Origin of the sequence: Bradyrhizobium manausense (genome assembly GCF_018130615.1) — a bacterium.
GTDB lineage: Bacteria > Pseudomonadota > Alphaproteobacteria > Rhizobiales > Xanthobacteraceae > Bradyrhizobium > Bradyrhizobium manausense_A.
Genome location: NZ_JAFCKB010000016.1, coordinates 94502 through 108925, shown reverse-complemented (window position 1 = coordinate 108925; position 14424 = coordinate 94502). Strand labels below are relative to the sequence as shown.

Sequence of the window (14424 nt, the reverse complement as noted above, 5' to 3'; positions counted from 1 at the left end):
TTTCGCGACGAAAGTAGGTGTCCGGCGACAATTTACCTTGCTGCAGCATCGCAGGGCCCTTGGGCCCTTCGTTCGGGGGTTAATCTTGCGCATAATCAGCCCGGCACGGTAGGCTGCAAAGCTGGCAATGGACCGGACAGGCGGTCTCGAGACCATTTATTTCTGGCTGGCTTCATTCATGTTCGAAAACGTCAGGGCCGACTATGCCGCGCATGGCCGCGACTGCGGGGCCCAGGGCTTCTGGGTCATGCTGGTCTACCGGTTCGGGCGCTGGCGCTATGGCATCCGGCCGGCGCTGCTGCGCAAGCCGGTCTCGTTTCTCTACAAGGTCCTCTACAAGCTGGTTCAGATCCTGACCGGGATCGAGCTGCCGTGCGAAGCCGTGGTCGGGCGCAATTTCGTGATTGACCATTTCGGCGGCATCATCGTCAGCGGCTATGCCCGCTTTGGCGACAATTGCCGGATCCGCAACGGCGTCGTGGTCGGATTGCGCCGGGTCGACGAGCCCTGCGCGCCGGAGATCGGCGACAATGTCGATATCGGCGCCGGCGCCAAGGTGCTGGGGCCGATCAAGATCGGTGACAACGTCGTGATCGGGGCCAACGCGGTGGTGCTGTCGGATGTGCCGGCGAACTCGATCGCGATCGGCGTGCCTGCCGTGATCAAGCCGCGCCGGCCCGAGGCGCTGCGGGACGTGGCGCTGTGAGCGCGGACAACAGCAAGGCGCCGCCGGCGGCCTGCGGCGTCGTGGCGATCGGCCGCAACGAGGGCGACCGGCTCAAGCGGTGCCTCGCCTCGGCGGCGCCGGCGGCGCGGGTCGTCTATGTCGATTCCGGATCGAGCGACGGCTCGGTCGCCTTCGCGCATGCGCAGGGGATCGACGTGGTCGAGCTCGACACGCGCGACGGCTTCACCGCCGCGCGCGCCCGCAATGCGGGGTTTCGGCGGCTGATGCAATTGGCACCCGAGCTGCAGCTCGTGCAATTCGTCGACGGCGATTGCGAGCTCGCCGCGGGCTGGCTCGCGGCGGCCGGCGCGTTTCTCGATCAGCGGGCGGATGCGGCTGCGGTGTTCGGCCGGCGGCGGGAGCGGCATCCGGAGCGGTCGATCTACAACCGGATCTGCGATGCCGAATGGAACGTGCCGCTCGGCCAGGCGCGCGCCTGCGGCGGCGACGTCATGATGCGCGTTGCGGCGCTGGAGCGGGTCGGCGGCTATCGCGACGATTTCATTGCCGGCGAGGAGCCGGAGCTGTGCGCGCGCCTGCGCGCCGCCGGCTGGACGATCTGGCGGATCGAGGCCGAGATGACGCGGCACGACGCCGCGATGACGCGGTTCGGCCAATGGTGGCGCCGCAACGTGCGGAGCGGCTACGCCTTTGCGCTGGGGCGGTCCGCGCACGGCGCCCCGCCCGAACGGCTCTGGGTGTGGGAGAGCCGAAGAGCCTGGCTGTGGGGCATCTGGCTGCCGCTCGCCTGTGCGCTCGCCGTGATCGCCTTCGGCGCGCCCGGCCTCGCCTTGCTGCTGATCTACCCCCTGCAGCTCGTGCGCCGCATCCCGCGGCAGCCGGGGGCCTTGCGGGACCGGATCGGCTTTGCCGGCCTGGAGCTGCTCGGACGATTTGCCGAAGGCCTCGGCCAGCTCCGCTTTGCGGCCGACCGGCTGCTCAAGGGGCGGAGCCAGATCATTGAATACAAGTGATGCGCCGCGCTGCGCGGACCGCCTCGAACATGAAATGTGAAAACAACCCCATGCACAGTAGCTAAGCAACTGAAAATCCGAAAACATTCTGTTTTCGTCGGCCTCGTCGGCCCCGATTGGTGAATCTTCAAAAAAACTCATGAATCTCAAAATCTTCTACGCCGCCGGCCCCGGCAATATCATCGCAGCGCACAGGCACTGGCGTGACGGTGCAGACGATCCGACCCAGATGTCGCTGACCTACTCCGGACAGTTCGCGGACGCCTGCCGCGACCTGGATGCGACGGCCTATATGGTCTCATCCAACGAGGAGCGAGACGTTCTGCACGACGGGCCGTTCACGTTGGAGCACCGCCCGAAGCGGATGCTGGGCGGAGGGATGCTCTATCATCTCTCCGAGATCATGTACGGGCTGAGCCTGCTCGTGACCGCCGTACGCTTCAAGGCAGACGTTGCCGTCATATCCTCGGGAACGACGCACTATTTCGTTCTCGCGCTATTCCGTCTCTTCGGCATCCGGGTGGTCACCGTGCTCCACAATACGCTCTGGCCGAAAGGACATCCGCCAACGCGACTGGGACAACGCATGGTCATGAAGCTCGACGGATGGTTCTTCCACTTCATGAGCAATGGGGTGATCGGCGTATCGCCCGAGTGCACACGGCAGGTATCCGAGCTGGCCGAGGGCGGGGGCGGCCCTCTTCATGTGATGTATCCCCAGTTTCGCCGGCAGAATTTCGAAGGAATCCGGCCTGCTCCGAACCCTTCAGATCGTCCCTTCAGAATCATCTTCGCGGGCCGCGTCGAGCGCAATAAGGGCGTCTTCGATATTCTCGAGATGGCGCGCCGGATTGAAGATGCGCATCCAGGCTTGATCCGGTGGGACATCTGCGGCGAAGGCACCGACCTGGAGGGGTTGAAGACGAGACATCAAGAGCTGCGATTGGCGGACATCGTCACGATCCACTGCTGGACGGCCCCCGCCGACCTTCGCCGCCTTCAGGGTGACAGTCATTTGTCGATCGTCCCAACCAGAAGCGACTTCGCGGAAGGCATGGCAAAAACGGCGTTGGAAGCCGTGCTTGCCGGCAGGCCCGTCTTGGCCAGCTCAGTGACGCCTGCGGTTGAGATCATAGGGCCTGCGGCGATCGCTGTTGAGGCAAACGACATCGACAAATACGTCGAAACCATCGTCGAACTGGTGAATGGTCAGCAGCGCTACAATCGGTTGGTTCTGGCCTGCGAGAGCGTGCAGAAAAATCTCTACGATGACCGGAACAGCTTTTCATCGACACTGGAGCGGGTGATCACTGGCGACGCCCCGTTCAGACAAACCGCGACGCATTAAGGACTTCGTTTTTCGGGTGCATCCACAGGAAGTCCCCATGGGCGTCTGGGTCAACCTCTCCCGGGATCAATCTAAGGCCCTTCTTTGCAGATAGGCTCAGCCGATACGACCGATATCCTTTTTCGTTCATCATTCCGACGAGCTCTGTCACGCTGCTTTGCGCTTTTTGAAGGTGCGCTGACACAATCTCCGTAACGATCGCGGGGTGGCATTCTTCAATGACTTCCCCCAAACCCCGAATGACATTGCATTCGAATCCTTCGACATCAATCTTTACGAGCCTTGGACGAATGCGACGCAGCACATCGTCTCCTACCCGAACCTCGCAATCGACCACGTCAACCAACTCGGCTGGATAATCCGGTCTACCGAAAGACCCTTCGCCGCTATTGATTTTCGGCACTGTCAGCGGGAGCACACTTGCTTCCGCCCCCAACGCGAAATTTAGCAAGCGAACGTTCGCGATTTCATTTCTTGTGATCGCGGCCTGAAATCTCGCACGGGGTTGCGGATTGGGTTCGAAAGCAATGACTTGCCCGCTGCGGCCAACCAAACGCGAGGCCAGGAGCGAAATCATGCCCTCATTGGCTCCGACATCGACAAAAGTATCGTTCGGACGGAGAATGGCGCCCAAGGCAAGTTGGGTCGGCAAATCATAGAATCTTCCGAGGAAATAGGTCGCTCGATTTGACCAACGACCAAGATCCAGCAGCATCTCATAGCCGTGGAGTTTGCCGCGCACCCAGCGTTCCGAGTGCCCCCGCCACTCCGGATCGCGATCGTAGTTACCTACGAACCTTTCGTACAATCGCCCCCAGCCCGGCAATTCACGATAGATATACGGACGCAAGAAGATCATCACAAAACGCTGTTTCAACATGAACGCGAGACCACCCGAGTAAAGATTGAGCCTACAACGCTAGTGGCATGCACTGTCGGTTCCGATAACGACTAACAGCAGCTTCGCGATTCATTTATAGCTTCGTTTCCGGGCTGGAGCGAAGTTAAGTCTAAGCTAAGAATGCAATTTACAGATTAAGCTTATTGTGCGAGGGATTTTCGCGCCGGTTTTTCGACATCAAACGGGCCTCTATGTGGTCGGCCATGCAGAAACCGAAAGAAGTTCGGTTCTCTATGGTCAAGAAAACGCCAGTCAGGATCTCTTGAGGGCGGCCGAACGAACGACGCAACTGCGTCAGCCATTGCTTCCAATTGATAGACGACTGAGAACTATCTTGCCAGACGATCATTTGAGCTTCGTCACGATCGGCGCGCTGCTATCTTGGCCCTTGGTAACGTTCGCCATCTTTGCGTGCTCCAGTACGATCGGGCGCGCGTTGATCATCAGCTTTGTCTCGGCACAGCTCTTCCTGCCCGTCGGAGCCGCGATCAAGATTTCCATGCTTCCGGCCATCGACAAGGCCTCCGTCACGAGCCTTAGTGCCTTGGCAGCCTGCTTTGTGTATTCGAAACGATGGACCTCGGCAGCGTGGCCAAAATTCGGCTTAGTCGAACTTCTTCTCCTGATGAGCCTCGTGGGACCGATAGTCACGTCGATCCTGAATGGGGATAACATCATAATCGGCGTTCGCTTCTTGCCGGGAGTCGGCCTGTACGATGCGCTTTCCGCAGCAGAGGCAGCCTTTATTTCTCTAGTGCCGTTTATTCTTGCTCGCCGGGTGTTGAACTCTGAGGAAGAGATCGGAGCTTTCCTTCAGGTTGTCGCCATATCAGGTGCCTTTTACTCCATCCTCCTGCTCTTCGAGGTTCGCTTCAGCCCTCAGCTACACTTCTGGGTCTATGGTTATTATCCGTCTGACTTTGTACAAACAGTTAGAGACGGCGGATTTCGTCCCATGGCGTTCATGGGACATGGATTGCTCGCGGCCTTTTTCCTTATGGCAAGCTTGTTGGCTGCAGTTTCGATGTGGCGAACACGCCCTCCCGGTAAGACACCCTGGTCAGCCATCGCTTGGTACTTGGGCATCGTCCTACTTATCTGCAAAAGCCTTGCTTCTTTAATATACGGCACGCTTGCTTCAGCCCTGATCATTTTTGTCCGCCCAAAGAGTGTTGTATCGATCGCCTGTATTCTCACTGCGTTGTCTTTGAGTTATCCAGTGTTGCGCGCACTTGGTCTCGTACCAACCACCAGCTTAGTGGAGATTGCACGGACCATCGACACCGAACGCGCTGGGTCCCTTCAGTTTAGGTTAGACAATGAAGATCGCCTCCTCGAGCGCGCGCTCGAGCGGCCGATATTTGGTTGGGGGAGATTCGGAAGAAGCCGCATTTACGATCCACAGACTGGAAAAGACCTCAGCATTACCGACGGTCGCTGGATCATCGATATAGGGCAATTCGGATTTGTCGGCCTATTCGCAGAGTTCGGACTGCTTGGGCTATGTGTATTTCGAAGTGCACGAACCTTCAGGTCAGTCGAGCCAGCAGCTCGAACCTACGTAGCAGCACTTACCTTGCTTCTAGCCATCAATGTTATCGATCTCTTACCAAATTCAAGCATCTTGCCCCTGACTTGGCTAATTGCAGGAGCACTCCTCGGCGCCTCTGAACGCACTGCTCGTCAACAGAAAATAGCCCGCAGACACGCCCCCAGACGGCGCGAGGCGGGGCCTACTCTCATCGGACAACCCATCGGGGGATAATAACGTGCGGCAGCTCCAAAAACTTACAGTTGGTGATGCCTGCTTGATATGCAGTCCCCTTTTCTCAATCGGACGATAACGACTATGCATCTTCGACGCATGACGCTTCGTGACCGGATTATTCGCGCCGGAACCTGGACCGTCGCGTCGTATGCGGCCGAAATCATCGCCAAATTCTTCTCAAGTCTGATCATGACGCGGCTGCTGGTTCCAGATGCGTTCGGATTGGTCGCTGCAGCCATGACCCTGATCGTCGGGCTTCAACTGGTGAGTGATTTTGGAGTCCGAGCGGTGATCGTTCGAAGCCCACGTGGCGAGGAACAACAGTTTTTGCGATCCACATGGTCGTTTCAAGCCACCCGCGGGACGATGCTCTGGATAGTGCTGTGTGCGGGCTGCGCCTTACTGCTTATTCCAAGCGTCCGACTCTCATTGCCGCAGGGAAGCATTTACGCGAGCCCTCTATTTCCTCCCGTTGCAATCGCCCTAGGCTGCGTCATCGTACTTGGAGGAGTAGAGTCCGCAACTATTTCACTCAACATCCGTCGCCTGAATTTTCGTCCCATATTTACGATAGACCTCATTTCAAAATTCATACCGATCCCAGCGATGATACTATGGGCATATCTGAGCCCAAGTGTTTGGGCGATTGTCGGCGGAACACTTCTGGGAAGCTTACTAAGAACGATACTGTCACATATCGTGGTACCGGGACCGCGTATGTCATTTTCATATGAGCGCGACCACATTCGCGAGATCGTTTCGTTTGGCAAATGGATCAACCTTTCTTCGTTCGCCACATTTATTGGCTTGCAAAGCGACTTCCTCATTCTGGGATTCCTCATCCCGGGCCCAATGTTGGGGTTGTACTATATTGCTAGAACGCTCAAGGACAGCGCCGAAAATCTGCTCGAACGCCTCAATAGTATGATGACCCTATCGGTCCTTGGAGAAGTCGCACGACGCGAACCGGCGAGTGTTTCCGATCGGTACTATCAATTCCGACTTCCGATCGAGCTTGCCGCCGCGCTATCTGGAGGTTTTCTTTTCACTGCTTCGGACTCAATTATCCATTTTCTTTACGATCCTCGCTACCATGACGCAGGCTCGATGCTCCGAGCTCTCAGCCTAAGCTTGGTCCTCTACCCATTCCTCCTGATCAGAGGAGCTTTTGCAGCGGTCGATGAGGCACACGTAACCGCCTGGATTTCAGTAACGCAGGCGGCCTCTTTGGTTGTCGGTATGATAGTTGGTTATTGGTGGGCGGGTCCGATTGGCGCAATATTCGGCGGCGTGCTCAGCAAGATCATTCCTTCAGTCGCGATACTCGTCTTGGCTCATCGTAAGCGCTGGACCGTAATCTCGAAAGAGTGCCGCTGGCTTCCAGCTTACTTAATTGGACTCGTGATGGGGCAGTGCGCAACTTACGCCATCGGGACGCTCACGCTTCTGGATTTGCGTCGTTTGTTGTGGTCGTGAAATTATGAGAATTGCTATCGTAGTTCCATCGTGGCCTCCAGGGCGCACAGCAAATGGAATAATAACCTACGCATCGCAGATAGTGCCTGCCTTACGTCGACTTGGTCACGAAGTATATGTTCTCACGCCTCAGGCCAGCGTTTCGTCGAACGATCCATTCACGATTGACCTCTCGCAATTCAGCCCAACCGGGTTTTCCGGTCTATGGTCGAGACTTCGTCGCCAATCTGCAATCGAACTGATTGGACACCAACTAAGAGCAGCACTTCAAACCCTCAAGAGCAGAGTCGGCATTGACGTTCTGGAGATCGAAGAGTCATTCGGATGGAGCGCAGTCCTTTCCGAGGCAAAGATTGTTCCTATCATCGTGAGATTGCATGGACCCTGGTTTCTAACGGGGGTCTTCGATTCGAATTCGCAAGATGCCTTCGAAGGGCGTATTCGAAAGGAAGGGGAAGGCATAGCTCGCGCCGCCATTGTAACATCACCTTCCAAGGCCGGCCTTGAAGCAGTTCGCCGCCGCTACGGAATCCCCTTGGATAGAGCCAAGATCATCCCGAACCCGATCCAACCGCTCCTACGAGGAACGGGGTGGAAGCGCGACATATGCGAAATGGATCGCATTTTGTTTGTTGGGCGCTTCGATTTGTTAAAGGGAGCAGACGTGGTACTGCGAGCATTTCAGATACTTGCCCGCAAATACCCCAACCTCCGATTGACATTTGCAGGCCCGGACAAAGGCATCTCAGAGAGAGGGGAGAAGCTCTCCATAACACAGTTCATCCGTAGGCATCTGCCAGAATCCGAGCCTCGAATCGACTATTTGGGATTGGTCCAACCGGATCAACTGCTTCAACTGAGGCCACAACACGCGTTCACGATAGTCGCTTCTCGATTCGAGATGTTCTCATATGCAGTCGCGGAGGCGATGGCACTTGGATCTCCAATTGTCGCGTCCTCCGCCGGCGCGATGTCTGAGTTGATCGAAGACGGCGCAACTGGATTGCTTTTTGAATCTGAAGATGTCGACTCCCTGGTTCGGAATTGTGAGCGCTTTCTAAATGATCCAGCTTTGTTGGAAAAATGCGCCCAAGCAGCGCGGACGTTTAGTGAAGATCGGCTGCATCCTGATGTCCTAGCGAAAGAGACAGAGGCTGCATACCTTTCGGCCCTCAGCAGTAACTAACGAGGTCGATCGCCACCTTCACCAGAAACGAGTGCCAGTGCCATTGCGCAGCAGTGAATTTGCTCTAAAGCAAACAAACAGTTGAACGAAAGTAGCTCCAAGCGCGAGAGGCAGCATTGTTAGCTTCGATCGCCACTTCCTTCCCCTGAGGGCACGGAGCCTTTTGAAAACGAAATCTCCTGGAATAAGCCAGAACCGCTTCGAACGAGCTGCTACCAGTTGCTCCAACCAATTTGGATCATCTTCGTTGGCTCGCCTAATAAATTCGCCGACGTGCCCCGACTTACCGCGCTCCCAAAGAACCCCAAACAGCCACGCGTTGATTGTACTACCAAGGACGATGCGACACTCGTGTCGTATAAATTGACGTATTGTCTCGTGCGTGTCGTAGTAGTGAAAAACGCCCGGCACCTGAGCGATCAAACCGCTCCTCTCTGCGGTGCTGAAGCCGTCAGTCAAAATCATTGCAGCAATAAACCCATCCTCTACAGGCAGAGAAACTGGCATCCAAATTCGTCTCAGTTCGTCCGCGCGACCGCAGTAGAACTGTCCTGACAATCTCCCATCGGTCACGACTTGGTTTGAAGCCGCTATCGACAATCTGTCCTGAAGAGATAATCGAGATTTGCTGGCGACTAACTTTACCGGCCTATCTGTACTGGCGACTACGTGCGGATGCTCTTCCATATAGAGCAACACCCGCTCCAATACTTCGTCGGAGCCGAACTCGATATCGGCGTCGACAAGGATCAAATATTTGGCGGTGTTCGTAGAGAACAAATGGACGAACGCATTCCAAGCTCTACTCTTCCCTGGTTCTGCAATCTCGCAACACTTCAGGGAAGTTTCACCGTCTTGACCGAGTTCATCTGCGAACCGACCTATTTGCGCAGCAGTCTGATCGGTGCAACCATTCGGTACACAGATCACTTCAATCCCAGTTACGCCAAGTCGCTGGCGGCATTCCGTTCCAAAAATGCTCTGGTGGAAAAGAGACCCAAGGGTTTTTGCAATTCGCCTTTCTTCATTATGGGCAAGCAACCCGATAGCGATTTCCATCGAACGATTTTCACTCTAATGTAACGCAAGTATCACCTGTGGAGTGCCTACTATCCTCCACTTGCTTACCAAGTCAATTGAGCGTCGAATTCCGCTGCTGTTGCTGTTGCCAGAGGGTATCGAGATCACTCCATTCCGTTTTTCCGAAGCCATACGCGGTCGGAAGCGTATGACCCCAGCGTATGTTACTCTGAACGTAATCCGCTGGCATGCCCGAGCCTAGGCCAAACTGATTGAAATAAGTCAGCATCGCGCTCGCCCATGACGAACTCCGTTTAACAGCGAGCAAGAACATCTGCTGCGGAGCAAATGCAACGAATTGAGCAAAGGCCAGAGTGACGGTTGGGTTTGCGGATAGAACGATCGATGTTCCCGACGCAGATACGACCCTTGTTCCCGCTGGAATTCCGTATCCAACAATGAAGTATCCGGGCTGTAGCGCCGCAACGTAGGTCGAACTCATTCCCGAAATCATATTGGAGGCGGCCTGAGTGGCTCCCCACGCGTAAGGGATAGTTGCTGTCACCGTGCTCCCAGCGCTAATAGGCTGGATGTCGTGATCCCACCCTCCCTCGTACATAATTACGGCCTTACCGTAAGTCTTCATCTTTGAGATGTACGCAGGAAGCAGCGCCAAACGATAGCGATCGACCGTCTCATTTCCTCCGAGCGTGGGATCAACGATTCCTTTGACGTACGCTGAACAGATCGCCTCCTGTGCAGCAGCGTTTCCTAGATTAGCGACCCAGCTGTCTGCGTATTTTGCAAGATAGGCAGCGTCAAAGGAAGGACTCGCCACGAAGTAGCCCGCATATGCAAAGTAGTCGTGATGCGTCATCGGAGCCGCGGCCGCTCCCCACACATTCAGCGGGTCCTTCAAAAAGTAGGCTGTGCCATCAATCCGGTATTGGTTGAGACCAGATACACCGAGCGTCCCTTGGCCCGAGAGGACAAATCGCAACCGGGAACTGCTGTATGCCGAACTCTTAATGTCCTCAACGTTGATAACCGAACGAAGAGCGACCATGCTGGAGTAGTCGGCCGTGCCAGATGCCGGCCAACGCAAATAACCACGATAAGCCAGGTAATAGGTCTGCGCGAACGCTGACCCACCCGAATTCCATGTTTCGTTACTGAACTCGACAAACAACTGGCCTGTCGTAAGACCAGAACGACCATTGGCGCCGTTCAAGATCGTGTTGACAGCTTGGATGCCCCAACTCGACTGACCCGAGAAATCTGGGTCCATTGAGCATAGTCCGAGATGAGGAATATTAGTCCACATGCCGACAGTTCGCGCCGGCTTCATCGCGTTCACTTCGTTGACCAACGCGGTGCAGATTTCGAGCGGGACGCCACCGGCATGACCATTATTCGCGCCAGCATCATTGAACATCCATACGCCGTAGACGTAGTTCCCAGCCGTGTCTCTCTGCGCTGCAATTGTCTTGTCGAAGATGAACGTCTTGTAATCGCCCTTGGCGATGTATCCGTCGCCATAGTGGGAGGCAAAAGTGGTCGGAATCGGAAATGTGACGGGATATGCGCCCCTGCCACCGACATTCAGAGTGATGAATTGGTTGGCCTTAGCAGAACCCGAAAAGCTACCAAAGGTCGTCGTGTCGACTCCGATCGCATAGTTGTCCGGATCGATCACTGTGATCTTGCAAGGAAGGAGATGAAGCTTCGGCATTACACCGGATGCGAACTGGTGAACGATGACATCTCCAGTTACGTAACCGTGGCCCGTTGCGGTGACTCGGCCCGGGTTGGAATTACTCACAGCCGTGATCGTCTTTGCACCAGTCCGCGTCATGCCAGAACCAATACGACAGGTGACGATCTCACCGTGAAGCGGCGTGGAAGGAGTTCCCGCGACCGCAGCCAGCGCGTACTGATTGGCCCCTGTCGTTTCTCCATAGGGTGGCGACGCAACCCAATTCGAATTACCACCATAGGCAGCGTATGTTGGAAGGGTTCGGCTTTCAAATCTGGTCAGCTTCGAGTTATTGCCTCCAACCCAATCCATGAAGCGGATGGCGCTCGGACAGAGAGACACGATAGACTGCTTGTATGCAGTACGAAAAACCTTGCCAGCGAGCAGATCGGCTTCATCATCCAGTCGGTAGAATTGTAGATTGGACAGACGCGCCCCCGTCTTTGCCGGGTCGGTCGCGAACACGATGAGAGGAAACAGCTGCGCAGGACCCGTAAAGTTCAATACAATATAAGTGTCCGAGCCCGAGGTCGTCTTCCAGCGGTCTCCCGAGACCACCGTCGCGTTCTTGCTCTTGCTCGCCTGATATGTCCAGGAGCCAGCTTGAAGCATCAATCTGACATCGCCGTTGCCTTTCCAGCGAAGAACATAGAATTGATTGCTGCCGACCTCTCCGTACTGGAATGATGCCGGAATACGAATCCCACCGCCGAAGGTCCTGTTATCGGCGGATGTCAGGCTGATCTTGGGATAACCGTCAGCCGCAATCGATTGAGTCCAAAGCGCACCGCTGCTCCAAGACGATCCAGAAGGACCGTACTGTTCAGCGATCAGAAAGTGATCGATAAACCGGTACTCATTTCCACCGCCTGATGAGAATCCAACATTAAGGATAGACCGTAGGGAGGGAGCAGTACCGCTCGACGTGTTTGTCGTTGGGACCACATTGCCTTGCGCAGCCAGAGGTGCTGGCGCGGCCAAACTTCGGCTCGTCGCTGTGAGGGCCGCTGCGGAAGCTGCTGCGAGAAAGTACCGTCGGCTGAATTGCATCAATCAGATCCCGGAAGCGTTAACACACGATAATGGTGAGCGCCGCGATTGTGGTTCGCAGTTCTCACCAAATGGTTCACGGGTTCCCCGAATCCGAAGGATCGTCAATTCTAGGTAATAAACGCCTGAAGCATCCTACTGATTATCCGTATTTCTACGCCCCAGGATAGGAGAAATTCAGACATCTAGCATGTTCGATTAACCACCACACCGGACGCTATCCGCCGACAAGTTTTTTGATTTTCCGACGAGCCTGGCGGATTGCTGAACCGACACCGCGCTTGAGCGACTCTGCCGGCATCAGCACCAAGCCGCGGAGCTTCTCTTCAGGCCGGGCCTTGAAGATGGTGCTGTGCGCAACCCCGGTCCAGTGAGCCGGAGCCTCCTTGGTATAGTAATACGTGGCGAAAGAAATCCTTGGGCCGGGCGCTGCCGCAGAAATGGGCATCACACCATGATAGCTGATGTCGCTCGTTTCAAAAATGACGCATCGATTGAATTTCGGGAGAAACGAAGCCTCACAGTTCTTCACTTCCTTGTCCCAAAGCTGAATCTGGCCGCCCCAATCCTCCTTCCATTCTGGATTCAGATAGACCAGCAAATTGAGCCGGCGATGGAGCTGCCGATCCTTCATGTAGTTGAAGTCGAGATGAACATCCAAGCGACCGCCCGGTCCGGTCATATGCATGCCGCCCCCAACGAGTTGCGGGTCAGCCAGGAGATTCGGAATGCCCGTGATGTAGGAAAGATCCGAAAGGAATTCAGCGGATGCAATTGCGTCGTTCAACTGCGCGATGGGCGCAGGAAACTTGGTCGCATCAGTGATTTGCACTTTCTTGCGTTCGTTCACGGCCTGAAAGGACACGCCCTTGGCCAAAGCTTCCTCGAAGGAGGGATAGGCCGCCGAAATCGCGGCGGCCGCGGAAGGCTCGAGAAAGTTTTCGATCGCCACGAATGGAAAAGGCTTGGCCGACCTAAATTGAGCTCGAAGAGCTTCACGGTCAAAGGGATTCACAATCATTTGGTTGCCTCACAGGATCAGCCGAATGCCGGCTGGACATTAAATCGACCTTGCCGTTTTAGGTCGAAAAGTTCAATTGGTTAATTCTAATATGGTCAAAACGGAGGTTCGGGTTTCTACTTTAAATCTAAACTTGACGCCCGTCATTAGTCGCGATCTGCAACGCCTCCCGCCGGATTTCTCAAAAAGCACCTCCTTCATGCGCTTACTGATCGTCATCGTTAACTTCCGCGTCGCCGGGCTCACCATCGACTGCCTGCGGTCGCTCCGGGACGAGATCGCCGCCGTGCCCGGCACGCGCGTTTCGGTGTGCGAGAACGGGAGCGGCGGCGACGATGCGCCGCGCATCGGTGAGGCGATCGAGGCGAACGGCTGGGGCGCCTGGTGCTCGCTGCTGGTGAGCGAGACCAATCTCGGCTTCTGCGGCGGCAACAACGTGCTGATCCGGCCGGCGCTGGCCGCGGCCGAGCCGCCGGATTACGTGCTGCTGCTCAACCCCGACACCGTGGTCCGGCCGGGGGCGATCAAGGCGCTGGCCGACTTCATGGCCGAGCATCCGGACATCGGCATCGCCGGCAGCCGCCTGGAGGATCCCGACGGCACGCCGCAGCGTTCGGCCTTCCGCTTCCAGTCGGCGTTCAGCGAGTTCGAGGGCGCGGTGCGGCTCGGCCCCGTCAGCCGGCTCCTGAGCCGCTGGATCGTCGCGCCGCCCGTGGTGGACGCACCGGCCGCGACCGATTGGGTCGCCGGCGCGAGCATGATGGTGCGGCGGCAGGTGTTCGCCGACATCGGCCTCCTGGACGAGGGCTACTTCACCTATTTCGACGACATCGATTTCTGCTTCAACGCCGGCCGGAAGGGCTGGCCCACCTGGTACGTGCCGGCGAGCCGCGTCGTCCACCTGGTCGGGCAATCGACCGGCGTGAACCACACGCCGCGGCGCCTGCCGGCCTACATGCTCGAGGCGCGGCGGCGCTATTTCCTGAAGAACCACGGCGCGCTCTATGCGGCGCTGGCCGATTTCGGCAAGCTCGCCGGGCTCGCCCTGTTCGCCTTGCGCAACCTCGCGAGCGGCGGCAAGCACAAGACGGCGCCGCACGTGCTCGCCGACTGCTTCCGCCACAGCGTGTTCGCGCGCGGCTTTCGCATTCCGGTCGTCCAGGCGCCTGCGAGCCGGCCGCCGCGCGGTTGATTTTT

11 protein-coding genes are annotated in these 14424 nt (G+C 56.6%); 7 read left to right on the top strand and 4 right to left on the bottom strand.

Annotation, left to right across the window (positions count from 1 at the left end; all coding sequences use genetic code 11):
• Positions 1-127: 127 nt before the first annotated feature.
• The 3 genes from JQ587_RS26070 (at position 128) to JQ587_RS26060 (ending at position 3049) form a co-directional block, all read left to right on the top strand.
• Complete coding sequence (locus JQ587_RS26070; protein WP_249154523.1) at positions 128-706, top strand: serine O-acetyltransferase; 579 nt, start codon at positions 128-130, stop codon at positions 704-706.
• Positions 703-1701, top strand: coding sequence for a glycosyltransferase family 2 protein (locus JQ587_RS26065; RefSeq protein ID WP_212427206.1), 999 nt, complete (start codon positions 703-705; stop codon positions 1699-1701). Before JQ587_RS26070 ends, JQ587_RS26065 begins: the two co-directional genes overlap by 4 nt.
• A 139-nt stretch (positions 1702-1840) precedes the next feature.
• On the top strand, positions 1841-3049 hold the full coding sequence (locus tag JQ587_RS26060; RefSeq protein ID WP_212427205.1) for a glycosyltransferase family 4 protein: 1209 nt from the start codon (positions 1841-1843) through the stop codon (positions 3047-3049).
• On the opposite strand, the gene JQ587_RS26055 is transcribed toward JQ587_RS26060, so the two are convergent.
• The gene (locus JQ587_RS26055; protein WP_212427204.1) at positions 3027-3929 is read right to left on the bottom strand and encodes an FkbM family methyltransferase; all 903 of its coding nucleotides are present in this window, start codon (positions 3927-3929) and stop codon (positions 3027-3029) included. The two genes, JQ587_RS26060 and JQ587_RS26055, sit on opposite strands and share 23 nt — an antisense overlap.
• 355 nt (positions 3930-4284) lie before the next feature.
• Between JQ587_RS26055 and JQ587_RS26050 the strand changes: the two genes are divergently transcribed.
• From JQ587_RS26050 to JQ587_RS26040, 3 genes are all read left to right on the top strand, one after another.
• Positions 4285-5715, top strand: a complete 1431-nt coding sequence (locus JQ587_RS26050) for a hypothetical protein (protein WP_212427203.1) — start codon at positions 4285-4287, stop codon at positions 5713-5715.
• 99 nt (positions 5716-5814) lie between these two features.
• Positions 5815-7194, top strand: a complete 1380-nt coding sequence (locus tag JQ587_RS26045) for an oligosaccharide flippase family protein (RefSeq protein ID WP_212427202.1) — start codon at positions 5815-5817, stop codon at positions 7192-7194.
• A 4-nt stretch (positions 7195-7198) separates the two neighbouring features.
• Entirely contained in the window at positions 7199-8380 is a 1182-nt protein-coding gene (locus tag JQ587_RS26040) for a glycosyltransferase family 4 protein (RefSeq protein ID WP_212427201.1), read from the top strand.
• An 18-nt stretch (positions 8381-8398) separates the two neighbouring features.
• On the opposite strand, the gene JQ587_RS26035 is transcribed toward JQ587_RS26040, so the two are convergent.
• From JQ587_RS26035 to JQ587_RS26025, 3 genes are all read right to left on the bottom strand, one after another.
• A complete protein-coding gene (locus JQ587_RS26035) occupies positions 8399-9439 on the bottom strand; it encodes a glycosyltransferase family 2 protein (protein WP_212427200.1) in 1041 nt (346 codons plus the stop codon).
• Positions 9440-9512: 73 nt separating this feature from the next.
• A complete protein-coding gene (locus JQ587_RS26030; RefSeq protein WP_212427199.1) occupies positions 9513-12206 on the bottom strand; it encodes a hypothetical protein in 2694 nt (897 codons plus the stop codon).
• 217 nt (positions 12207-12423) lie between these two features.
• The gene (locus tag JQ587_RS26025) at positions 12424-13227 is read right to left on the bottom strand and encodes a 2OG-Fe(II) oxygenase (RefSeq protein ID WP_249154522.1); all 804 of its coding nucleotides are present in this window, start codon (positions 13225-13227) and stop codon (positions 12424-12426) included.
• 199 nt (positions 13228-13426) lie between these two features.
• Here JQ587_RS26025 and JQ587_RS26020 point away from each other — a divergent pair, with 199 nt between their 5' ends.
• Positions 13427-14419: a glycosyltransferase family 2 protein gene (locus JQ587_RS26020; protein WP_212427198.1), complete on the top strand. Its 993-nt coding sequence runs from the start codon at positions 13427-13429 to the stop codon at positions 14417-14419.
• The last annotated feature ends 5 nt before the right edge of the window (positions 14420-14424 follow it).